Source organism: Mesorhizobium sp. Root102 (assembly GCF_001425625.1).
Taxonomy (GTDB): Bacteria; Pseudomonadota; Alphaproteobacteria; order Rhizobiales; family Rhizobiaceae; genus Mesorhizobium.
The window spans coordinates 40,648-64,349 of sequence record NZ_LMCP01000007.1 but is presented as its reverse complement, the minus strand read 5'-3'; the positions used below and the strand labels follow the sequence as shown (position 1 = coordinate 64,349).

The window sequence follows — 23,702 nt, the reverse complement described above, 5'->3', positions numbered from 1 at the left end:
CCCATGGACCTAAGGATTTTCGACGTCGAGCACGGGCAGTGCTCGCACATTGTGACCAGCACCAGCAGACACATCCTGATTGACGCCGGCCATAACTCGAGCACCAACTGGAGGCCGTCGACCTATTTGCCAAGCTGGGGCGTTACCCATCTCGACAAGCTCATCATTTCGAATTTCGACGAGGACCACGCTAGTGACTTGCACAACCTGATCGATACCGTCAGCATCGGCGCCCTGGTGAAAAACCCCACGGTGTCGCCGGCGAACTTGCGATACTTGAAGGAAATCGGAGGCATCGGCAGGGGCATTGATGCGCTCGCGGATATGATGGCGAGATATACCGCACCCATGAGCACCAACATCGACTATGGCGATTTCACAGTCCGCTGCTTCTGGAACCGCTATCCGGCCGAGTTTGAGGACGAGAATAACCTCAGCTTGGTCTCGATTATTGAAAGCCACGGCATCAGAATCTGCTTTCCCGGCGACATGGAAGTTGCCGGGTGGGAGCGACTGTTGCGGCGCGAGAGTTTCCGGGCCGCCATGAGGGAGGTCGACATCCTGATCGCCTCGCACCACGGCAGGCGTAACGGGTGCAGCGAGCGTCTTTTCGACGAGACTGGCCTCTCCCCGTACTTTGTCGTCATCTCCGACTCCGGCAGGGAATACGCATCGCAGGACACCGTGCGCTGGTACAGGCATCGTTGCCGCGGATTCGAGCTGAACGGGGAGCGACGGCGTGTCCTAACCACGCGAAGGGATGGTCGGGTCCGAATACAAACAAGCCCGCAAGGGGCAGTGGTCGACGTGTTCTGACCTTTGGCAGTTCCAGGCGGGCGCGTCGCCGTGCGCACCGTGCGCGGCGCGACCTCGAAACCGCGGATTTGCTCGCCGAATTGCCCGAGCTGGTACCTCTTCCTGAAGCCATGCTGTGGCGAAACGCGATCCACGAGGCAGGTCACGTGGTCGTCGGCCTGACGCTGGGCGTCGGTGATTTCAGGAGCGTGGAGATCATCGACGCTTTCGACGCGTCAGGCGAGTCCACGCAACGGGGAGGAGGGGCGCTTTTCCGACGAGCAGGTTTTTCCAGAGCGGACCAAGGCCGGCTTCCTCGACCGGATCGCCGTCGCGCTTGCAGGACTAGCAGCCGAGGAGAGGTTGGGTTCGGTTCGAGGTCTGCTGGAGGAGGGGGAAGGAAAGGTTCCGACCTTCACATCGCCACGGCGATCGCCCTGCAGGTGGAAGCTGCTTATGGGCTGGGGTGCAGGATTCACAGTCCTGTCGGGGGCAAGCGAGGAGGAACTGCTCGTGACGCTGCACATGAACGGCGGCCTGCAGGCCCAGGTGGAAAACGTCCTTGCCGCGGAATTCCGTCGCGCGAAGAAGCTCGCTGAGGAGAAGCGAACCGAGCTCGAAAGGATCGCCGAATCCTTGCTCCGGAAGAAAACGCTTTCGGCGGAGGACGTGTTATATCTGATCAGCCTGCAGCCGCGGTTTTGCCTGGACCCGCCCCATTAAGCTGACCGCTGGCAGCGGAACCGTCCTTCCAGTTCTGGTCGACCTGCGTTGAATGTTGCAGAATTGGCGGTCTCCTGGAGTTCCTGTTCACGGAATACCCAAAAGGATCATGAGCCATGAATGATACGCCGCCGCCTGCAGCGGCCACTGACCCTCTGGCAAAAAACCGCATTCGGATGTCCGAATGGCGTCGCCTGGGAATGGATCTCAACGTAGCTGCAAAGCAATTCAGAATATCCGCGACTAACTTCGGCTTGAATCTGAGGTCGGGGCTCGACAGGCTGGCTGAGGTAAGCAAGCCGATTATTGCTGACCTGAAGCTGTCATTTTCGAAGATCCAGGCGGCAGCCATCGCAGCATCGGAAGCTCGGGCGAATGCGGTGGAAGTCCAAAGTCGGTTTCTTCGGGCTGGGTACATCCCGAGTATTCCCTTGATGGAATGGCGTGATGCTCCATCTGAAATCCGGGTCGAGCATGCGGCGTCCGCATACGAGCGTGGTCTCAGAAAAGCAGGCTTTGCGGACATTGCCGACTTGATGGGGGAAGTGCCGGCGCTATCAAGCCGGAGTCCTGTGCACGCCTTGCGCGTTATCTTTCCCGACATTGAGCGGATGGTTAGGGAGGAGGTTTACGAAGCGGGTGCGGTTGACCGGATCGCCAACCTGCGGAGTCTTCGGATCGCGGCCAACATGCTGCTGTACAATATTCCGGCAGGCAAACTGCCTGACATGCTACGAGATTCCGACTATTTCATTACCACTAGCCTCGGAGCTCTGGATTACTCCTACGCTTCCGACGACAGGTTCCGCACTCACATGTGCGTTTTCAAGAAAGTGCCAATGCGCAATCTTGTGGTACACGGCGCGGCCTTCGCTTATGACGATGTCCATGTCGTGAACGCAATGACGCTCCTGTTCATAATGTCCCGCTTCACTGCGATATTGCGGGATAAGGGAATACGCATCCCAGTCGATCATAAGCAGTTCCCCGTCTCGATCGAGGAGTGGAAGACCCAGCGCAGGGAAGGAAACAACGTCCTGCGGCGTCTCTTCAAGAGACAGGTCGCCGCTGAGCGAACTTCCGAGAGTCCGACAAACGATTCCTCGCTGTGACCTGGCAACCCTGTACACTTTCCCCTCGACTGTAATTGGGGTGGCAAGCGGACCGCCTGATGCCATTGCATCCGGCCGTGTAATGAATCCTCGGGTCTCTCGCTGGGCAGTCGCACCCAAGGATTCCTCCTTCGAGGCAACGAACCTTCCACAAAAGATGGATTCCTGCGACCTGGCGGCACAAGATTGCTGCCGAAGCCAGGCGCGTGGCTCCTGCGCGCGCAGAACGCTTCCTTCTGCGGATGACCATCTTGGTCGACCGCTGTCGACAAAGCCGCTGCGCGAGGCCCCTGAAGGTCGGCAGGGAAGCGAGCCAACTTATGGGTTAAAACCGCAACTTATGAGTCAAAGGGCATAAAGGGCATGTAGCCTTGGCTACACGCAATGTGGCGGCGATGTAGAAATGTCGCCGGTTCTGCAAAGTAGAAATGTCGCATCCTACGTTTGCGAGGGCAGGGTCCAGCAAGTTAGAAATGCGACAGCGGCGCACTTCCTGGCGCCGACATGAGTGCCCGATCGGGCGTCAGCTGGTCGGGGTTGCGCAGCCCGATCGGGCGCGTTCCAGCTTGGCTCCCTGGCTTTAGCTTTGAAAGCCGCCTCACTCGGCAGCGGCCACCCTTGTCAGTGCCTGTTCTCGCCGCGCGATGACGGCAGGGTCGTTGATGAAATCTGTCCTGCGGCCCGGCTTCGACCCGCGCTTCTTGTAAGCGATCTGTTCGCTGTTGGTCTTGATCTTCGGCGGAGGCCGCGCCTCGTCCTGCTGAGCCTTGATCCAGGTCAGCACTTCGCCGAGCCGCTTGTTCTCGGTGACCGCCGCGTGCGTGATGCGCTGCTCCTTGTCGAAGACGGTGTAGGGCAAGGAACACGCTCTCCATCGAACGTCCAGCCGACCGTCGGCGAACTCGTAGATATCGACGTATTTGCCGACCAGCCCGCACGAAAGCTCGTTCTTCTCAAGCATGATTTGCCTGCGTTCGTAGGAGAACGACAATTGCTGGCCGACATAACGCTGCTCCCGCTTGCACAGCACGTCACGCAGCCGATCCGGCGCAACATTCAATGCGCGGTGCAGATTGTCCGGTCGGGTAGGGACCTTGGCGAACCTCTCGTTGAAGTCGGCAACGAACCCCGGCAGGAAGGCGTTGGCCGCCTCGATGTTCGATATGCCGGCGAGGCGCAGTTCCTTCACAAGACGGTCCTGCAGCGTCCGATTGACCCTTTCGACCCGGCCTTTGGCCTGGCTCGAATTGGCGCACAGGATCTCAATGTTGAGTTCTGACAAGGCGCGGCCGAACTGGGTCATGCCGCGGCCTGCCTTGGCATCCTTCTTGGCGACACGAAACACCGTGTGCTTATCGGAGTAGAATGCGACTGGGCAGCCGTGTGCCTTCAGATAGAGTTCCAGCGTCTCGAAGTAGCTGAAGGTGCTCTCCGACTTCACAAAGCGAAGCTGCTGGAGCTTGCTCGTGGCGTCGTCGATGAAGACGAGCAGGGTGCATGGATCGCCCCGCTCCTCGAACCAACGGTGATCACTACCGTCGATCTGCACCAGCTCGCCATAAGATTCCCGACGCAAACGAGGCTGATGGAACGTCCTGCGCTGCTTCCGCGACAACCAGATTCCGGCTTCCGCCATCCATTTGCGCAACGTCTCTCGCGACACGATCAGGCCGTGGTTCGCCGCCAACTTCTCGGCCGCCAAGGTCGGCCCGAAGTCGAGATAGTGTTCCCGAACCAACTGAACCGCCAGTTCACCGATGCCGGCGACATATCGATGGTTCGACGGTCGTCCTCGAGCCTTGTGCCGAAGTGCTGCGGCGCCTTCGGCTCTGAACGCCTTCAGCAGACGCTGGACCTGACGCGTCGTCATATCCAGCACATGCGCCGCCGAGACAACCGTCATGCGCCGCTCCAAAACCTTCGACAGCACCTCGATGCGTTGCAGCTCGCGCTCGCTCATTAAGATCAGTCCCAACCCGCCATCTCCCTCGCTCATAGACGAGCAGGGCGACATTCCTACTTTGCGGAATCAAGACATTTCTATTTTGCGGCAATACGCAAAAGTTGCATAACATACATTATGGAACTGTCATTTCTGTAATGATCTCAGATACTTATGATCCTGTAACATCAACCGCTAGATGGATATGGGCCGCCAGCCCGTTCAAGACGTTGCCTTCACCGATCCGTCGTGCTGTGTCTACCGCGCACAACTAAGCCGCTGCACTCCCGCGCCAGTGGGCTAGCCGCTCCCGAAGTGCTGAGGCATTCCCTGGGATGCCGTTTTCAGCGCATTGACGAAGATTCGCACCTTTGATGGTCGGTATCGGCTCGGAGGAAAGACAGCGTGGATTTCGCCTGTTGGCAGCGTCCATTCCGGCAGCACGCGCATCAGCCTGCCTGCGGCAATATCTTCTCTGACCGCGTAGTCGGGAAGGATGACGAGGCCCCCCGCACTCAGCGCCGCAATTTTGAGAACGCTGGTGGTCGTCGCCGTCAGACGCGTCTCGAACTTGACATGTCGATCTTCGCCCGTCGGTGAACTGAAGACCCAGTTCGTGGGATTAGGAAGGGCTGAGAGCGCAAGCAATTTCCGTTGCTGCAATTCTTCCGGAGAGGTGACGGACGAGGCCCAGGCAGCTTCAGCGACCGAGATGAGTACCCACTGTTGGAAAGACCCGATACGAACCGATTGCTGGCTGCTTTCGCGCAACCATCCCGTGCGTATCGCGACGTCGATGTTCTCAGCCGAGATGTCGATGATGCCGTCTGATATTATGAGGTCTATCTTGAGCGCTGGATGTTGCTTGACCATCTCGGTCGCGATTGGCGCGACGACCATGGCCCCGAATTCCTCCGAACTCGTGATGCGAAGGGTTCCCCTGACATTCGTTGTCCCCTGGTCGATTTCAGAAAGCGCGTTCTCGATGTCGTGAAGGATAGGCCGACAGGCCTCGAAGAAGCTGTGGCCGGCCTCCGTCAACCTGAGCTGCCGAGTTGTCCGGATGAGTAGCGCCGCCCCCACTTCGCGCTCGAGCTTCTGCACGTGGGTGCTCACCGCGGTCTTGACCAGGCCAAGACGACGCGCGGCCGCAGTTATCGAGCCGGTTTCAGCGACGGCGACAAAGATTTTCAGTCGATTGAGGTTCAGAGTCTGACCCGCCATTGTCCATCCTCGGTGGACACTAATTCCATGTACAACGCACTAGTGCTCTGAAATGTCGCTGTCTAGAACCAATTGAGACGGCGCGGATCTGATCGGATCGTTCGCTCTGTTTCAATCGGCGGGACGGCTGCACCCAGCCAGGCTCTGCAAGCCATCCCTGTCGTCCACCTCCATGCCATTTGGCCGCTCGCCTACCAGTGAAAGGGATGCCCTGATGTTTAACAGACGCGACGCTCTCAAACTCGCCGCAGTGCTCGGTGCGGCAGCTATCCTGCCGGCCGCGGCCAAGGCTGCCGGAGCCAAGCTCTCCTGGCAGTTTTTCCAGGCCGACGAGACCGGCTTCCGCCGCACTCCCGTCCTCCTTTCGGGTCAGACGGAGGCGATCCTACTGGACGGTGGCTTCACGCTTTCGCACGGCCGCAAGATTGCCGAGGCGATCAAGGCGAGCGGCAAGACGCTCACCACCATCTATGTCAGTTGCAACGATCCGGACTACTATTTCGGGCTGCGCCCGATCGTCGAGGCCTTTGCCGCCGCTAAGGTCATCGCCAAGCCCGTCACGGTCGACGCGATCAAGGGGAATGTCCAGGCCAAACTCGACACCTGGGGTCCTCAACTCAAGGACAATGGTCCGCAAAAGCTTGCCGATGTCGTGATCCCGACGGCATCCGATGCATCCTCGCTCGATCTCGAAGGCCAGCGCATCGATATCGTAGAAGTTCCCGACATGCATGACCGCCGCTATCTCTGGGCCCCCAGCCTGAAAGCAGTGTTCGGTGGCGTGCTAATCGATTCCGGCATTCATGTCTGGGTGGCGGATACGGCCACACCTCAGTCGCGCGCCGCGTGGGTGAAGGCACTTGACACGATCCTCGCGCGCAAGCCGAAGATCGTCGTGCCGGGGCACCAGCTTAAGGGTGCGCCGCAGGGACACGACGCGGTTGCGTTCACGCGCAAGTACCTCATCACCTTTGACAAGGAGGCGGCCAAAGCCAAGGATGGTGCCGCACTGATTGCGGCAATGAAAAGGCATTATCCCGCTCTCGCCAACACGTCCTCGCTTGAGCTCGGCGCCAAGGTGGCCAAAGGCGAAATGAAGTGGGGCTGATGTCCGACATCGCTTGCCTGGAACGACTTCGGGCGTGTCACCTACCCGCTGTGGGGCGACATGCTTTCGCCCACAGCTGGCGAGCGTTCCGCGGGATTCCCAGCCTCGAGCGCTCGGATAAACCCGATCGGTCTCCCATTGCGCCGGCGCGTACGTCGGTCCCAGAGACGCCAGATTTGGCGTGACTTTTCGTCACCAACTCAAGATGCACGCGCGCTAAAGTAGCCAGCCTTTGACCCACCATCGATCACTAGAATTGCACCGTTTATGTAGGCACTTTCAGGAGGGGTCAGAAATGATACGAGCTCGGCGACATCGTCGGGCTTGGCAAATGGGCCAAGGGGAATTGCTTTTGCGTAAGAGCTGCGATTATCGGGAGTCTCAGAAAACAAACGGTCAAGAGGCGCACAAAGTTCAGTATTGGCCTCTAAAGAGCAGGCTTTCATCAATGTCGGCGAGCGTACGGCATCCGCTAAGATCCATAGTCATCGCAAGTTCGTCTGAGAGTATCTGCATCATCTGCATGGCTCCCTGACGCCCACCCGCTGCAGTCGCGTAGAGCATGCTACGTCCGACAAGCACCGCCTTGGCTCCCGCTGCAATAAGCTTGAAAATGTCACTGCCCCGCTGGATGGAGCTATCGGCGAGAACTGTTAACTCGTGACCGACGCTATCGGCGATCTCTCTGAGAACCTCGATCGGCGGGACCGAGCTATCGAACATCCGGCCGCCGTGATTTGATATCACGATACCCTGGGCCCCGACGTCGATCGCCTTAAGCGCATCTTCCTTCCGCAGAATTCCTTTGACGATCAGATTGCCTTTCCAATGCTCTCGCACCTGGCAAACATGGTTCCAACTAAGTTCAGGCATGAGGTTAAGCGATGGTCCCCCACCGCGCTTTAGGAGGCTCTTTCTATATTTTAGCGGATAATTGGCGAAATTCGGGAGCCCGGTTGTCACCATATACCGCCCGAGCACTCCGCACGCCCAACCAGGGTGCAGCGCCACGTCAACGATATTCTTTGATGAAAACCGAAATGGAATGTCGAAACCGTTCCTTCGGTTGAATTCACGTTTCGGCATCACAGGTGTGTCAGCGGTAAGGACGAGAGTCCGCGCTCCTGCTGACCATGCCTTATCCATCAACTCGTAAGAAACGGCTTCATTGTCCCAGAGATAAAGCTGGAACCAAACCGGCGCGGGACTTGCGTGTGCGATTTCTTCAACAGACGTAATTGCCTCGGTAGCAGCGCAGAAGGGAATCCCGAATTCTGCGGCGGCTTGCGCCAACTCGATCTCACCGCGATATCGAACAAGCCCAGCAAAAGCCGTGGGAGTCACGATCAAGGGGGCAGGATATTCAGATCCAAAAAGACTTACGCTGGTGGAACGAGGTTTCACCCCTCCCCGCAATACGTATGGCTGGATTTTAACGCGATCAAACGCTAGCCGATTTGATGTCAGCGCTCGCTCATCTTCAGCGCCACGATCAATATACTCAAATATTCCTCGCGGCAGTCGACGCTTGGCAATCGCGCGAACCTCCGCGAAATTCTGAAAATCCAAAGACTTACTCAACGCCTTGTCCCATCGACCTTGCTCTAAAACAGATATTCGCCGTGCAGATTCGAGAGCTTCACAGTCGCACCTGATCATCAGCAACTGAGAACCGCATGGCAATGCGTTGCTCAAAACGGGCCGTTCGCTGGCGGCAATCAAGCCGCCTGGGGCACTGACAATGCATCAACATTTGGACTTGAACCACGCCGGCATGCATCTATGCATCCAGAAATATTGCGTCTTACCGTCCGCCCAGTTCTCGTTCGTACAACAACAAATCTGCTAATTGCGATCGCATAGCTTCGGTTACCTTTGTTGATGCATTCTTGTTCGGAAGCCGTACGGGACCGGAGTTGAAGCCAGCAATGGCCTGCGCGGCCTTCATCGGGCCAGGATTGGGCTCCGAATAAACTGTTGCAATGAAGTTTGACAAACGTGCCAGCTGCCGCTGCGCCCGAACCAAATCACCACTCTTCGCCGTTTCAAAAATCTCTACCCATGTGTGCGGAAGGATATTACTTGATGCGAGTACGCCCCCGACCGCGCCCAACGCAACCTCGACGGCAAACAAGTCCTCGTCTCCCGACATAACGGCAATTTCGGATCCGACGAGATTTAGCAGTTTTGTGAAGAGGACTTGATCTGGATTAGAGGCCTTCATCGCGAAAATCGATCCATCATCGACAATCGATCGGACCGTCTCGGGCTGGATGGAAACAAGCGTCAAGTATGGGATGTCATAAAGCATGACGGCTTGGCCGAGACCGTCGGCGACCGCTTTGTAATAGTCTCTAATCCCCTGCTGACTCGGAGCGGCACCGAATGGCGTGATCACCATCAACGAGTCGGCGCCGGCATCAAGAAAAGTGCGGCCGGCTTTAAGGGTCTCAGGAAGACCAGGGGTGACAACACCGGCCACAACCGGCACTCGCCCCTTCACAGCCTGTACCGTCGCCGCAACCACCTCCGTCCGCTCCTCAAGCGCGAGCGCGGCCCCCTCACCCGTTCCACCTACGGGAACAAGTCCGGTAACACCTGCACTTAAGAGAGCCTCAACCTGTTGTGGGATGGCCGCAGTGTGCAACTGACCGTCTGCCATCAGTGGCGTGGTCGTTGCGGTGAATAGCCCGCGCGTCGAATCCTTACTTAGCGTCATCAAAGCTCTCTCTCTAGACAGAATAAGCGCGGCAGCAGAAACGCCGCAAAGGCGAAGTTAGGCAAGGCTTGAACGGGGTCACTGTCCGGGCTTGAGGTATCTGCGATCATAGTCAGAGACATGCTATTCCGCCAGTGGGAGTGTTCAAAAAAATATGTTGTATGTTGAAATTTTTCGACATACGTTGATCGAAGTTGGGATACTGAGGTGCGGCATAAATCCAGTCGTAAGCGCCATCCTGGAAATGCTCGGAAGACCATGCTTCGGGCACGTACGGCTGCGCGATGAGAACTGCAGCAGTGCTGCGCGGCAAACACAGCACATGCCAATATGACATCCAAGGTATTCACCAACTTCACAACCCGTTGCCGAGCAAGGCTTGGCGATAACAATTTCGAGCGGCTTTAGAAAAGCGATCGCGCGATCAAGGAAGGGCCCAGCGTAGCTCTGTCCCAGCTCTTCGGCACCGTCAAAGGACTGCGACAGGCCTCAAAACTGGACAAGAGGAGAAGACAATGTCGTTTCAGCATGAATTTGATCGACTATCAGGAACGCTGTTCGTCGATGGGCAGTACGTAAAAAGCAAATCGACGGAGCAGTTTTCTGTCATCGATCCGGCTACGGAAGATCGCATCGCTGAAATCGCGAACGCTTCGGAAAATGAAGTGGACGATGTCATCGACATCGCCAATTCTGCTCGCAAAGCCTGGCTCGCCTTCGACCCGCGCACCCGGTCCACCATGCTGCATGAAGTCGCCGCGAGAATTCGTCGCGATAAGGCAATCTACGGGTACTTCATGACCCGCGAGGAAGGAAAGCCATTCAAGGAATCGGTCGACGAAACCTCATGGTGTGCAACGGCTATTGACTACTACGCCGAACTGGGCCGTCACGATGCTGGCCGTGTTGCGGGAACGACGGTACCTGGCCAATTGCACTATTCGATCAAAGAACCGCTTGGCACGGTCGTCATCATCCTCCCCTTCAATTTTCCTCTCGTCCTCATGTGTTGGGAACTTGCAGCAGCGCTCGCGGCCGGGAACTCGGTCATCGTCAAACCCCATGAGCAGACCAGCATCACGACCCTGAAGTTCATGGAGGTCTTTACCGACCTTCCAAAGGGCCTTGTCCAAGTTGTCACCGGTGGGCCTCGCGTGGCCCAGCAACTGGTCAGAAGTCGCAAAACCCATTGCATCGCCTATACCGGCACTGTTCCAATCGCGCAGGAAATCATGAAGGTCTGCGCGGAGTCGTTCAAGCCGGTCCTTATCGAAGCTTCCGGCAATGACCCATTCATTGTTATGCCCTCCGCACCCCTCGATATAGCCGCGCGTGCCGGCGCGTTCGCCGCCTATCTTAATTGCGGCCAAGTGTGCACTTCTGCCGAACGTTTTTACGTTCATCAGGATATTCACGATGAATTCGTGGAACGTTTGGTGATTGAAGCAAAGAAGCTGCGTATCGGTAATGGCCTCGACGCCGTTGACATCGGTCCTATGGCGACTTCTCGTCAGAGGGACCGGTTCGAAGCACTTCTGTCGCGCGCACGTAGTGAAGGTGCGAGATTTGCGACCGGCGGCAACAGGCCGACTGGTCTCAACCATGGCTGGTTTATTGAGCCGTCAGTGCTGACTAATGTCTCGCCGGATTCAGAGATCTTGAACGGCGAATCCTTCGGACCGGTAGCGCCGATTTGTAAGATTGCGAACTTTGAGGAAGCCCTCGTGCTTGCAAATAGATCGGATTTCGGACTTGGGGCGACTCTATATTCCCGTGACATGCGCGAAATCATGCGCGCTGTAAACGAAATCGAAGCAGGGATGGTCTGGGTGAATACGCCCGTTCTCGATAATGACGCATTGCCGTTCGGCGGGCGAAAGATGTCAGGTGTCGGACGGCAGCTTGGCCCAGAAGGCCTGGCGCAGTTTCAAAGCTCGAAGTGGGTGATGATCGATCCCGAGGCCAAATCTCAAGACTTCTGGTGGTTTCCCTATCCTGAAGCAGAGACGTACAAAACCACAAAACAGCTATAGGCTTGAAGGGCCCAGCGTAACCCCTGGCCCTTTACATTCATACTCAGCGAAGTGTTCATCAGCATCGAAGCGATCAACCGCTTCGGTTTCTTGAAAATTGACTGTGGGTTCTGCGCTATGTTCTGCCCCGCGGTTCGAACCGGACAGATGAGCCTCGCGAGGGTGGGCCCTATCGTCTCCAGGTCGGGCTCAAAATGGTTGCTTTCGCGGCCTTTTTAGCTTCGACCGGTATCTCCTTCGTGAGAAAGCGGGCGCGGTCTCGCGTTCGTTCTGGTCTGCGGAAGGGGACCTGCGCCAGTCGTCGTAGTTCAGGTAGCAAAGGCCACTGCCGGCACCGACTCCAGCGTGACAACTCTGCGGTTGAACCCTTCAATATCTTGGCAGGCCGCCGTTGCCAGCCTCCCGTGTCGTAGGGCGGGACCGGTCGGCCTTGGTGGCGTGCATCGCTTCGTGGCATTGATCAGTGCTGCGGCAGGGGCATGAAAAGGACGAAAGACGAGCCGAACTCGGTGGTCAGTCGTGTGTTCAATTTTTTGCACACGCAACTTTCATTGGCGCTGGTCGCACTATATAGGAAATATGGATCGCGACTATGGCGGAGAAAATTGTGAAAGTTACTAAGGACGCTGAGACACATGCCGATGTCAGCGAGGCCGTCTCCGCGAAATCCCGGGCAAAGAGTGAAGCTACCGACTTGGCCGTCGGGGCGCGCCTAAAGGTCGTTCGTGAGCAAGCGGGCCTGTCACAACGAGAATTGGCCAAGCGCGCTAAGGTGACGAACTCAACAGTTTCTTTGATAGAGCAGGAATCCCACGCCCCGTCACTCGCTTCGCTGCACAGAATTCTGAACGCGATCCCCATATCAATGGCGGATTTTTTCGCGCTACCCGCATCGAGGCAAAACGTGCTCGCGTATGACGCCAAAGATATGGCTGTGGTCACGCGTGGGAAAGTTGATATGCGGGTGATGGGTAGTGAAAGGCGAGACAAAAGACTTCAGATGTTCATTGAGCATTATTCGCCAGGAACAGATACGGGCAAGACGCACATTTCTCACGAAGGTGAGACCGCGGCTTTGATTATCGAGGGGGTCATGGAACTTGAGACCAGCGAGGGCGTCCGGCGAATTGAAGCAGGTGGGGGGTTCCATATCCTTAGCGCCGTACCATATCGATTGAAAAATATCGGAAAAACAGTCGCGGTTGTGGCCTGTGCCGTCACCCCTCCCATGTTTTGACGAGCGCAGTTTTCTTATCCGTATCGACCACGCGCACGATTGTCTAAGACGCTAGTGAATTTGCGGCACATGTCTTCGACGTCCTCACCGAGCCGGAAACGCTTCGAAGGCTGACGGCACTGGCGACGAGATCCCGCCTAGCTGTTCCACTACGAGCCGCTGTTGCGCGACGGCGTCATTGTAGGCTCGATCATGCTGGGAGCATATTGGGGGGCATCGCGTGAAAGCTTCGCTGGGCCTAGGTCACGTATTCAAGAAAAAGGCGTCACGAGGGAATGGCTCGCGAGCGGAGAATGGGAAGTCGAAGCCGCCAAAAGCGATATCCCGTTGATATTCAGCTCGGGCCTTGGCGCGGTCCCAGGGGCGATCGGATTCGTAGCTGACGTTAGCGGGCCGGAGGCAAGCACATCACCTCCGGTTTCCATGGAACCGTGCAACGCGGCCAACCGGAATTAGAGATTTAGTTGTCGAATATGCCGATCGAGAATTCAGCGCCACGATGCCTGCCCTGGGGGATGTTCTGGACGAGACAACGAGGACGCGCGTTTGACCCATTTATGTAGGCGTGAGTGGTAACCAGGATCGGTCCGCACGCTCACATTGAGTCCATTGGGTGTTTAAAAAAACGTGTTGCCCGTGCTAAAAATTTGAACTATCGTTCCTCCAACACAATGTACAAAATCAGGGAACATGAGGCCGGGCGGGTCGGCGTCCTTCGAGGAGATCGAGAAGGCGACACGCAATTTTCCCGGCCAATCTATTAGATCAAGCTAACTGGATCTGCGCACCGGAGCCGCGAGGTCGCCCATTGCGGTCGAGCATATGCAAAGCTGTGCGTGGATTATGTTTGACCTAAGCGAAGACCGTGTTGGCAGTTCGAAGAGCTCGGCCGATTAGCTTCGGTGTGCATACGGCTTATTGCTGGGGCCGTTAGGTTCAGCTCATCTTTCATCTCTAGAGGAGGAGTGTTTCAATGCGAATTACGCGATCAAAATTCCTGCAAATCTTGGCAGCCGCCACGCTCAGCGTGTCCTTGCCGAGTCTTTCATTGGCGCAAGCCTCGAAAAAGTATGTCTTCGTGACGGGCGGCGATTTTGCTCCGTACGACATGACAAACCCGGACGGCACGTTCTACGGATTTGAGATTGACCTCCTCCAGCAAATATCGAAGCGCGCCAAATTTGACTACGAGATTCGTCAGATGGCGTGGGACGGCATGATGCAGAGTTTGATGGATAAGAAATTTGACGCGATCATTTATAGCGTCACCATCACCGACGAACGCCTTAAGGTTGTTGATTTCTCGCTGCCATACACATCGGAGGCCTCATCATTCGTCGCTTCCAAGGGCAGCGGAATCAAACTTCCCGATACAGGCGGTAAAGTAGACCTTGGTCAGCCCGAGGCACAGGTCTTCATCGATTCCCACGTCCTTCCAGCTTTTGCGGGAAAAGCAATCGGTGTTGAGGCAGGGAGTACCCAACTAGACTTCGTCCAGAAGTATTTTGGCGACAAAGGAATTGAGATCCGACAGTATGTAGGCGTTCCTCAGGCCTACCAGGATCTGCAAGCTGGCCGCGTCGACGCTGTTGTCGCAGCAGAGACAAGCCTCGCTGATTTTGTAGAAAAAAATAAGGACACGGCTGAGATCGTCGGGCCAGGGTATTCTGGCGGGATGATGGGCCATGGGCTTGGCATTGTAGTGCAGAAGGGCAACAGCGAGCTTCTGAACCCAATCAATGCCGCACTTAAAGAAATGTACGCGGATGGCAGTCTCAAGGAATTGACCGTGAAATGGTTCGGCCGCGATCTGTCTCCTCATCTCTGAGTAACATATGATCGAGAAGCTATCACTCGTCGGTTTTGGATCCGCGGGCTGGGGTTGGGTCTTTGCGCAGGCCGGACTCATGACGCTTTTGGTCGCGTTTACTGCCTTCGGCATCGGACTTATAGTTGGGACTCTCGTGGCGTGGGCGAGGGTTTCAGGTTCGAAACCAGTTCAAATGGCTGCCTCGGCATACGTAAGCGTATTCCGGGGGGTGCCCGACATCTTGGTCATCTATCTGTTCTTTTTTGGCGGCAGGCAGGCGGTAACCTTTGTTGGAACAGTGCTTGGCATGCAAGGCCCCTTTGAAGTTAGCGCGTTTGCAGCAGGTGCGCTCGCCGTCGGACTTATATCCTCGGCAAGTCAATCAGAGGTTCTTCGGGGCGCCTATCAGGCGGTGCCCAAGGGCACCATTGAGGCGGGCGTCGTTGTGGGCATGCCACCGCTGACGCTTTTTCGAAGGGTTATCGCGCCTCAAGCGCTGGTCACTGCAATACCTGGAATGGGCAACCAATGGCAAGGAACGGTGAAGGATTCGGCCGTGGTTTCGGTCACCGGTCTCGTTGAAACAATGAGGCAGGTCGCCATCGCCTCCGGCACAACACGTGAATACCTTCTTTTTGCTGGTGTAGGTGCAGTAATCTATCTGCTGATAACAACGTTTTCGGACCACATAATTCGCATTACTGAGCGGATGGTAAGATATGGCGAAGAAGTGAAGGTGGCGTAGTGGATGGCACCTTTCTGATCGATATCGTGACCAAGCTCCTGTCGGGATTGCCGCTAACCCTGAATCTAACGATCATCGGCCTCATCGGAGGCGGCTGCTTGGCCCTCATTCTGAACGCAATTCGCACGTCTCCGTTCGGAAATTCGGTAGCATCCGCCTATGTTTTCTTGTTCCGTGGAACGCCACTGCTGATTCAGATTTTCGTAATTTATTATGGTCTCAGTGCCGTCCCTTTCATCCGTCAAAGCTTTCTGTGGCCAGTCCTGCGGGAGCCATATTGGTGTGGTTTGCTGGCTCTAATCCTCAATGACGCAGCCTACACGTCAGAAATCCTCCGGGGCGCTTTTCGTGCGGTTCCACACGGGTCTCATGAAGCAGCCAAAGTGGTCGGTATGACTCGTTGGGAAACCTTCCGTAGGATTAGCTTTCCGATCGCACTAAGACAGGCTTTGCCTGCCTACTCCAGTGAGGTTGTCGCGCTGCTGAAGGGCACTGCCCTGGTGTCGACCATCACGTTAATGGACGTTACAGGTATAGCTAGTGCGGCCGTTAGGCAGACTTGGCGCGCCATCGAGGTATTTCTTTGTGCAGCCTTAATCTACCTCGCATTGTCGCTGCTCGTGACATGGCTATTCGCGTATGTCGAAAAACGTCTTTCCCCTTGGCAGTTCCGAGAAGCGCGATGAAATCGTCAAATGCAAAAGCGGCGATATCCATAGGGTCTCTTCGCAAGTCGTACGGTACCCATGAAGTACTGCGCGGAATCGACCTGACGGCCAACGATGGCGATGTGATATCCATTATTGGCGCAAGCGGATCGGGCAAAAGCACGCTGTTGCGCTGCATTCCAATGCTCGAAGTACCAAACTCTGGTGAGATTGCCGTCGGCGACGATCAACTGCGGTATGTCGGTAAAAAGCTTTCAAAGTCGGAGGCAAATACCGTTCGTCGCATCAGGAGAAACCTCGGCTTTGTCTTCCAGAGCTTTAATCTCTGGCCCCATCGAACCGTCTTGCAGAACGTTATCGAAGCGCCAGTGCATGTGCAGGGGCGGCGACGTTCCGATGCAATAGAAGAAGCTATGGCCCTACTAGAGAAGGTTGGGCTTGCGGACAAAAGACACGCCTGGCCGACTCATCTTTCTGGAGGTCAGCAGCAACGCGTCGCGATTGCGCGGGCGTTAGCTCAGCACCCTCGTGCAATACTGTTCGATGAGCCCACGTCTGCACTGGATCCAGAATTGGTCGGAGACGTACTTCGGGTTATTCGCGAACTTGCCGAAGAGGGTCGTACGATGATTATCGTAACGCACGAGATGGGCTTTGCGCGCGAAGTTTCATCACGAGTGGTCTTTCTGCATCAAGGCATGATTGAGGAGGATGGTGCGCCGGAGCAGGTGTTCGGCAATCCAATGTCAAGCAGGTGCAGGGCCTTCATTGGCAGTCATTTCGACCGGAACCGATAATGCCACACCAACGGATCTGTCGTTGAGTTCTCTTGGCCATGATCAAAGTTGCCGTGAAGGATTTGATGGAGGCGGCTGGACCGTCATCCCAAACGTCATCCTGGAGCGGCAGAAAGCACTCGGGCTTGACGCAATCGACATCAATAGCGGCTCCATCGCGGAAGCGATCTCGTCAAGCTCGTCTCGCTCGGGCCAAATCCGTGCTGGTCGGCCGCGCCTTCCTGTTCGGGACGGCGACCGGTGACGAGAAAGGCGTGCTCGGCGTCATGAAGAAGCTTCAGGACGAAATCGATCGGTCGATGGCGTATTTGGGATTTCTCAACGTCGGCGAGTTGCACGCCGATCTTCTCTTCAGCAAGCTTAGCACGACCATTGTAAAACTGACCGAGATGCGTGCGGCCGATGCGGCCTGAGGGACGACTCGTCTCGAACCCGTCTTCTCGGGATCGACTTCAGACGACAACAGCAAGGTGAGGATTTGATGTGAGCGCAGATCCCATAAGATCGGTTCTGGTCCTTGGCGCCAGGGGGCAGACGGGGCGGCAGGTGATCGCGTCCCTCAGGCAACGGCCCGACGTCCGCGTTCGCGCGGCGGTTCGAAACATGTCGACCCCGGCCATGCCGGACACCGTGCTGGCCCGCTTCGACTGGAACGATCACGCAACCTTCGCGTCCGCCGTGGAGGACGTCGACGCGGTCTATGTGGTCAAGCCGACCGACACGCTGACGAACGCCGATGGCGTCGATCCCGCCCGGACCGTGGCGACCTTTCTATCTGTGAGCCCGCGCCTGAAGCGGATCGTTCTCCTGTCTGAGATCGGTGCGGGCTCGAGGCCCGAGACATCCGACGAACGGCAGGTCGAGCGATTGATCGAGACCTCCGGCGTGGACTGGACGATCCTGAGACCGAACTGGTTCCTGCAGAACTTTACGGACCCCGCCTACTATCTCGGCGATCTGCGGGAGATAGGCGAAGTCGCGGTACCGACGGGTGGACAGGCCACGAGCTTCGTGGATACCCGCGACATTGGCGAGGTAGCCGCGGCGGCGCTGCTAAATGCTGGGCATGCCGGCCGGCACTACACCCTGACCGGGGACAAGGCTCTGACATGGCACGAGGCGATCTCGCGGATCGCAGACGCGGCTCGGCACGACATTAAGTATATCGATCCGCCGCTCGAAAAATACTTGCGATTGCATGCTGAACACAATGTCGCTCCCCATGTCCTCGAGCATCACCGGGACGTCTATGAGACTCTTCGCGGCGAAGACGGCGCCAACGTGACGTCCGACATCCGCCAGATCACGGGTCGTGCGCCACGATCTTTCGAAGCGTTTGTGACGGAGAACGCCGATCTCTGGAGAAGAGGGGGCGCCTAGGCAGGGAGACTGCCATTCCAACACGGAGCCAGGATGCTGCTTGCCCGTCTCGGATAACACCTGGCCCATTCGAGACCACGTGGCGAATGGAGGAAGGGTCGGGGCGCGGGGGTGCCGATGGCCGGCCGCCGCGCGATCAGTCTTCATGGCGGTAGAGCCCTGAGCCAACGCAAGGGATAGGGATCTATCGGTTGAACGCCATTACGAGTGGCCGATCGAACAGGGACGCCCAACCCTGCGAGCTCGCACTCTGAATCGCCACGATGCCGGTGCCCTCCGTCCACCAGCCATTTCCGCTCGCGACGATGATATCGGGGCGATGGAGCATGGATTGGATCACTGGCCAGACGATGAGCTGCTCGTAGCAGATCAGCGGCGCAACCTTCACACCCTCGACATCGACGACCGGATTGGCAAAGACATGCGCCCTCGCCCCGCTGCGCTGCCCGACCCACGCGAGCCACGGCTGCCACATGGAGACCGGTACCGGCATACGCTCACGATAGAGGATTTCGCTTCCCTCGGCCGAGATCCGCATCATGACGTTGTCATAGCCAGCTTGGTCGACCACGGCAGCCCCGGCAATGACCGTCACGCCGCTCCCAGCCAGCTCCCGTGCCCAGAGCCGTGCCGCGGTTGGGGTCCAGAAGCCGGCTGCACTTTCCGGCAGGACGGCGATGCTCCCGCCGTCCATCGACGTGGTCTTGGCGAGAGCAACTGTCTCGAGTTGTTGTGCGAAAGTGGCATAGTGGACGGCTGAACCCCCAAACCGTGTATCGACACCGACCCACCCTTCTGGCAGATCGGGAGGCGTCCAATTTGCGGCGGACCAGGCCCAAAAACCTCCCAGGAGCGCGGCGGCGATCAACCATCGCTTCGTCGTCATTGCGAGCATCAGGATCGCGGCCGCAGCCAACCCGAACCAACCCCATCCTGGAAACAGAATTCCGGCGGCCGTGATCGGATGCGCCCACCCGACGATACCGAAGGGCGGGATACTCATCACCAGCGCGGCGATCGCGTAGCGGAGCGCCTGTCGCCAGCCCTTCGTGGAAGTCCAGAGTGTCGCGTGGACGGCAACGAAAACGAGCGACGCAGCAGACCAAAGCCCGATGCCGAACGCGAATTGCGATCCGTAGAAATTTGCGACGCCCTGTGGCAAACCCCGCGAAGCCGCCAGGAAGTACCCAGCAGACACGCAGGCTGCGACCATGCGGGAGGGCGAAAACGTCCACAGCGCTGGAAACACCATCGCTGCTGGAAGAGCGAGCGGATTTCCGCTCCAGCCGATCGTGCCAATGGCAGTGCTGGCGGCTATGAGCGCGAGCGTCCGAAGCGCGTCACGGCGTGAAGGTGAAGACCGGTCTTGCGAGGCCGAGAATGCCGTCGGCCGGAACCGGCCCAAAATAGCGCGAGTCATAGGAACCTGGATATTTCGAGTGAATGAAGATGCTGCCAGCCGGAACCACGCCGCCGGCAAAGGCCGGCAGTGACCTGCCCTCAGCGTCCGATGTGCGGACATCGGAGTGTTCGAGGAGGCGGCCATCGATACGCACGCGGCGGTCGATCGCGATGTCCCGGCCGGCGAGCGCTGCAACCGTCTTGATCAACGGACCGGTACCACCGGTACAAAGACCTTGCGGTAGATAGCCGCGCTCAAGTGCCAGATCGAACGCCGGCTCGACCGGCGGACAGATGAAGACGATGTCGCCCACTTTCGGTTTGCGCTGCAGGCCCTCGATCCGCCAGAGCCCGAGCGGATAGCTCGGCGTCATGTTCAGCCGATATCCACCCAACGCGCCGGCAACGGCGATCGACGCGATCAGCGCGGCTCCGACGCCAAGTGTGGCGATAGCGTTTCGGCGCTGATGGCGCATCGTCACAGTCCGTGTTTCAGGGTCGGGCGCTGAACAGGCTTTGCGGTTTCGGCCTGCTTCATCGCCTGCAGGGTGCGCTCGTGCGCGGCGAGTTGCTGTGCGGTTCGCAGCGTTGGCCAGGCTTCGGCCAACTTCAGTTTCTGGGCATCGGGCATGTTCGCCGCCAGCACCTTGTAAGCTGAGCCATTGATCGTCTGAGCATCCAGTCCAAGCAGGGCGCGATCGCCGAAGCGTTGCCCGAGTGCCGCGTGCAGTCGGTCGATCTCGGCCTTGACCATGCGGTCTGCTAGCGCGAAGCCGAGTGCCGCCGGCAAATCGTTGCGGTCGATCGCATCGCGCACCCGCTCCATCACCACGATCGCGGATTGTGAGAGCGCAGGGATATCGATCGATGCGCGCCGTCGCGCTTCGGTTTCGGTGCTTTCCACCCGAGCAGAAACTTCCGAACGGAGGCGGATGTAGCGCTCGATCTCGGCCTTGAGCGCAGCACCCCCTTCCATTGCCTGTTGCCGTTCCTGCCTCTGCGTCTTCGTAGCAAGCAGGCCGATCTTGCCGCGCAGCTCGCCGAACATTTCGGGACTGGCTGCCAGCTGGTCGAGCACCGCACGATGCCGATCGGGCGCCTCGACGATGGCGTCGATCTTCATAGCGTTCGCGGCCCCATGCGGGTCCCGATAGACGCGCGCAAAGCGGTCCGACACTTCACGCCATTGCTGCTTCACGGTCGTTTCGGACATCACATTCTCCCTGACGATTTCGTTGATCGACCGAACCCATTGCGGCACGCCGCGCAGCAGTGGTTGGGTCTCCGTTGCAGACGCACCGAAAGTGGAGGCACGATTTGAGATTGACGACCGGAAGCCCGCCAGCACTGATGCGACCGGGCTAAGACCCATGCTTGAGGCGAACGCCGCGAGCTTGGCACCGAGTCTTGCCACCTTCTCCCTTGTGCGCACGATGAGGCGCAACTGATCGTCGAGCAGCGCGCGAGCGACGCGGACGGCATAGAGGCCACGGTTCATCGCGTAGTGGAGCGCGTCGAGATAGTCGCGCGAACCGGCGTAATCCAGTGTCGTCTCCTTGGCGTTGCGGCGCGACAGAAGCGGGATCAGACCGCCCGCCTTCTCGAAGGAGCGGCGACCGTAATAGAGCGCGACATCCTCGCGATGACGGGTCATCGCGACATAGGAAAGGTGTTTGTCGAGCGACAGCGAGGCGAGCACTTTTACCTGGTCGACGGTCGCGCCTTGCGACTTATGGATTGTCGTCGCGTACCCGTGATCGATATCGCGATAAAATGCCTGTGCGATCTCTATCCGGTGTTTGTCGTCGCCGATTTCCACTGCGATGTGGCCGGCTTTCGCCGCGACGACGCGGCCGATCATGCCGTTTTTCACACCGAGCGAATTCTCGTTTCGCAGGAACACGACCTGGTCGCCGGGGGCAAAATTTCGTGCGCCCTGCTCCGTCTGGAAACGAAAGCCCTCTCCGATGACGCCGCGTTCGATCAGCGCGGCGCGCGCCTGCTCGTTCAGCATCCGTACATCGCGGCGAAGATGGGCGAGAATGAGCGACGTTTCTTGCGGATCGTAGTCGCGGGTCCAATCGGCGATCAGCGCCTTGATCGCTTCCGCCTTAGTCTGGCTGCCGAGAACTTTTCCGTGCTTGCGGTAAGCATTGATCGCATCCGCCGTCCTGCCGCGTGCGAAATCGACGCTCGCCTTGCGCATCCAGTCCTGTTTCTGGCGGCGGACATTTTCGAGCACGACATAGCCGATGCGGTCGTGTATTGCGCGGAAGGCGGCGCCCGCCTCGATCGGCTGAAGCTGCTCCCCGTCACCGACCAGAACAAGCTTGGCGCCGCCGCGGGCGACCGCATCGACGAACAGTGCCATCTGTCCAGAGGCGACCATCCCGGCCTCATCCATGACGAAAACGGTGCGCGCATCAAGGCGATCTTCGTTTCTCTTCCAACGCTGCTCCCACGACGCCAAGGTGCGGGATGCGATGCCGCCTTCCGCCTCCAGGCCTTCGGCCGCCTTGCCGGCAAGTGCGCCGCCTACAACACGAAAACCTTCGCGTTCCCAGGCTTCGCGCGCGGCCTTCAAGGCAGTGGTTTTGCCGGCACCTGCAAGGCCGACAATCGCCGCTACGCGGGAGGCGCCGGTGATGTATTCGACCGCACTACGCTGTTCATCATGCAGATAGGCATGCTCCTGGAATGTCGCCGCGAGCGCGTTTTCCGACACTGGGAACGCGTCGTGGCCTGACAGGTGCGATGCTTGGCGTGCCATGTCGGCTTCCGTGCGGATCATGGTCCGTGTGGCCAGCTTTTCCGGGATACGCTCGCCCGTCTCGAAGTCGAGCGTCTCGCGCTGCAGTCTTACCAGTTCCGGGCTCGCCATCAGCCGCGCCATGACGTTGGAGAACATGCCGGGGTCATCGACATAGCGATGCACGAGCTTTGCCAGATCGCGCTCGGCAAAAACACTGCGCTCGCGCGCGATCATGTCGAGGATGATTTCCGGGCGGCGTTCGATGCGCTTGGCGGATTCCAGCCGTTGCGCCTCGAAGATGCGCAGCCGATCGAGCTCGGCCTCACGTTCCCGGGCTTCGGCCTCACGGGCGATGTTCTTGGCGCCGACGCCGATCTTGGAGGTCGGCGCGAGCTCCAGGCCCTGCTCGTGGAAAGACCTGTGATCGACGCGAATGTCGATCCCCTGTTTCGCCAAATGGCGGTTCTGAAGAATCGCCCAGGCTTCGCGCCATTCGTTCAGCGTCTTTCCGTCGCCGGCCCATAGCCGATACACGATCTTTCCGCGTGGATGGAGTTTCGATTTGATCCGCAGCGGGTTGCCGTTCTCGTCCAGCACCGCGATCCGCTTCGGCCCGAATCCGTTCTCAACGAGCGGCCTCAGCGTCGTCATCAGATGGATGTGGGGGTTGCCAACACTGTCATGATACGCCCAGTCCGCGACCATCCCGCGCGGCAGGATCTGCTCGGCGACGAAAGCCCGCATCAGCTCAATGTTCTGTTCTCGGCTGAGTTCGACTGGCAACGCCAGATCCATCTCCCGCATGAACTGCGCATCGGCGCGTTTCTCGAATGCCTCTACCGCGTTCCAGAGGGCGGCCGAGGCCCCAGCCGCATCCCGGCCGTCGATTAGGGTGCGAAACCAGGCCGGCGTTTTGTCCGGCAGCGCGAACTCGGAATGGGCAAGCCCCTCCTTGTTCGAATAGTCGGCGACACGCGCCTCCGCCTCGATCTCCATCCGCGCGCAATGCCGGTAGGCGGCGGATGCGACGGCGCTTCGGCCTTCTCCCCGGCCGATGATCTGGGCATGAAAGTGATAGATCGCCATCCGGCTCCCTGGCTCCCACCGGGAGCACAACGTCGCGCAAGCGACGTATAAGTGCGCCCTTAGGTCCTCTCTTTGTTCGGCGGGATACTGCGTCGGCGCCTGGCACGAGGGCACCTTCGGAAATCCGCAGGTTCCTGCACCACGCGCCACCGCCATGATCGGCTTCTGAA

General features: G+C 58.2%; 19 protein-coding genes. 12 read left to right on the top strand and 7 right to left on the bottom strand.

The features are described 5' to 3' along the window. Positions 1-3: 3 nt before the first annotated feature. The 3 genes from ASD12_RS08475 to ASD12_RS08465 all read left to right on the top strand — a co-directional run bounded on the left by ASD12_RS08475 (position 4) and on the right by ASD12_RS08465 (position 2,630). Complete coding sequence (locus tag ASD12_RS08475; protein WP_056584068.1) at positions 4-816, top strand: hypothetical protein; 813 nt, start codon at positions 4-6, stop codon at positions 814-816. Positions 817-990: 174 nt separating this feature from the next. Next, positions 991-1,518, top strand: a complete 528-nt coding sequence (locus ASD12_RS34575) for a hypothetical protein (RefSeq protein WP_162252221.1) — start codon at positions 991-993, stop codon at positions 1,516-1,518. 116 nt (positions 1,519-1,634) lie between these two features. Continuing rightward, a complete protein-coding gene (locus tag ASD12_RS08465; protein WP_156398548.1) occupies positions 1,635-2,630 on the top strand; it encodes a hypothetical protein in 996 nt (331 codons plus the stop codon). 598 nt (positions 2,631-3,228) lie between these two features. On the opposite strand, the gene ASD12_RS08460 is transcribed toward ASD12_RS08465, so the two are convergent. Beyond that, positions 3,229-4,605, bottom strand: a complete 1,377-nt coding sequence (locus tag ASD12_RS08460; RefSeq protein ID WP_056584060.1) for an ISNCY family transposase — start codon at positions 4,603-4,605, stop codon at positions 3,229-3,231. Positions 4,606-4,872: 267 nt separating this feature from the next. Continuing rightward, a complete protein-coding gene (locus tag ASD12_RS08455; RefSeq protein WP_056584057.1) occupies positions 4,873-5,796 on the bottom strand; it encodes a LysR family transcriptional regulator in 924 nt (307 codons plus the stop codon). A 214-nt stretch (positions 5,797-6,010) separates the two neighbouring features. Between ASD12_RS08455 and ASD12_RS08450 the strand changes: the two genes are divergently transcribed. Next, positions 6,011-6,904 carry an MBL fold metallo-hydrolase gene (locus tag ASD12_RS08450; RefSeq protein WP_056584054.1) on the top strand — a complete coding sequence of 298 codons (894 nt, stop codon included), beginning with the start codon at positions 6,011-6,013 and terminating at the stop codon, positions 6,902-6,904. Positions 6,905-7,318: 414 nt separating this feature from the next. Here the strand turns inward: ASD12_RS08450 and ASD12_RS08445 are convergent, their stop codons facing one another. Both ASD12_RS08445 and ASD12_RS08440 read right to left on the bottom strand, forming a co-directional pair. Then, positions 7,319-8,599 (bottom strand): alpha-hydroxy acid oxidase, encoded by a 1,281-nt coding sequence (locus ASD12_RS08445; RefSeq protein WP_156398547.1) that lies wholly within the window; start codon positions 8,597-8,599, stop codon positions 7,319-7,321. Positions 8,600-8,708: 109 nt separating this feature from the next. Further along, positions 8,709-9,623, bottom strand: coding sequence for a dihydrodipicolinate synthase family protein (locus tag ASD12_RS08440; RefSeq protein ID WP_056584049.1), 915 nt, complete (start codon positions 9,621-9,623; stop codon positions 8,709-8,711). Between the two features lie 515 nt (positions 9,624-10,138). Between ASD12_RS08440 and ASD12_RS08435 the strand changes: the two genes are divergently transcribed. The 8 genes from ASD12_RS08435 to ASD12_RS08400 all read left to right on the top strand — a co-directional run bounded on the left by ASD12_RS08435 (position 10,139) and on the right by ASD12_RS08400 (position 18,293). Next, positions 10,139-11,656 carry an aldehyde dehydrogenase family protein gene (locus tag ASD12_RS08435; protein WP_056584046.1) on the top strand — a complete coding sequence of 506 codons (1,518 nt, stop codon included), beginning with the start codon at positions 10,139-10,141 and terminating at the stop codon, positions 11,654-11,656. 592 nt (positions 11,657-12,248) lie between these two features. Beyond that, positions 12,249-12,893: a helix-turn-helix domain-containing protein gene (locus ASD12_RS08430; protein ID WP_082525316.1), complete on the top strand. Its 645-nt coding sequence runs from the start codon at positions 12,249-12,251 to the stop codon at positions 12,891-12,893. A gap of 973 nt (positions 12,894-13,866) precedes the next feature. Further along, positions 13,867-14,721, top strand: a complete 855-nt coding sequence (locus tag ASD12_RS08425; protein WP_056584043.1) for a transporter substrate-binding domain-containing protein — start codon at positions 13,867-13,869, stop codon at positions 14,719-14,721. A gap of 7 nt (positions 14,722-14,728) precedes the next feature. Continuing rightward, the gene (locus ASD12_RS08420) at positions 14,729-15,448 is read left to right on the top strand and encodes an ABC transporter permease subunit (protein ID WP_056584040.1); all 720 of its coding nucleotides are present in this window, start codon (positions 14,729-14,731) and stop codon (positions 15,446-15,448) included. Beyond that, positions 15,448-16,134: an ABC transporter permease subunit gene (locus tag ASD12_RS08415; RefSeq protein ID WP_056584037.1), complete on the top strand. Its 687-nt coding sequence runs from the start codon at positions 15,448-15,450 to the stop codon at positions 16,132-16,134. The genes ASD12_RS08420 and ASD12_RS08415 overlap by 1 nt, the downstream gene beginning before the upstream one ends. Next, positions 16,131-16,913 carry an ATP-binding cassette domain-containing protein gene (locus tag ASD12_RS08410; RefSeq protein WP_056584033.1) on the top strand — a complete coding sequence of 261 codons (783 nt, stop codon included), beginning with the start codon at positions 16,131-16,133 and terminating at the stop codon, positions 16,911-16,913. Before ASD12_RS08415 ends, ASD12_RS08410 begins: the two co-directional genes overlap by 4 nt. 200 nt (positions 16,914-17,113) lie before the next feature. Further along, positions 17,114-17,326, top strand: a complete 213-nt coding sequence (locus ASD12_RS34570) for an alpha-hydroxy-acid oxidizing protein (RefSeq protein ID WP_056584029.1) — start codon at positions 17,114-17,116, stop codon at positions 17,324-17,326. 70 nt (positions 17,327-17,396) lie between these two features. Next, complete coding sequence (locus ASD12_RS08400) at positions 17,397-18,293, top strand: NAD(P)H-binding protein (RefSeq protein WP_244482790.1); 897 nt, start codon at positions 17,397-17,399, stop codon at positions 18,291-18,293. A 184-nt stretch (positions 18,294-18,477) separates the two neighbouring features. On the opposite strand, the gene ASD12_RS08395 is transcribed toward ASD12_RS08400, so the two are convergent. Genes ASD12_RS08395 through traA form a run of 3 tightly spaced genes read right to left on the bottom strand, consistent with a single transcriptional unit; the run spans position 18,478 to position 23,532 of the window. Beyond that, a complete protein-coding gene (locus ASD12_RS08395) occupies positions 18,478-19,713 on the bottom strand; it encodes a conjugal transfer protein TraB (protein WP_082525314.1) in 1,236 nt (411 codons plus the stop codon). After that, the gene (gene traF / locus ASD12_RS08390) at positions 19,634-20,170 is read right to left on the bottom strand and encodes a conjugative transfer signal peptidase TraF (protein WP_056584023.1); all 537 of its coding nucleotides are present in this window, start codon (positions 20,168-20,170) and stop codon (positions 19,634-19,636) included. Before traF ends, ASD12_RS08395 begins: the two co-directional genes overlap by 80 nt. Before the next feature lie 2 nt (positions 20,171-20,172). Further along, complete coding sequence (traA, locus tag ASD12_RS08385; RefSeq protein WP_056584020.1) at positions 20,173-23,532, bottom strand: Ti-type conjugative transfer relaxase TraA; 3,360 nt, start codon at positions 23,530-23,532, stop codon at positions 20,173-20,175. Between the last annotated feature and the right edge of the window lie 170 nt (positions 23,533-23,702).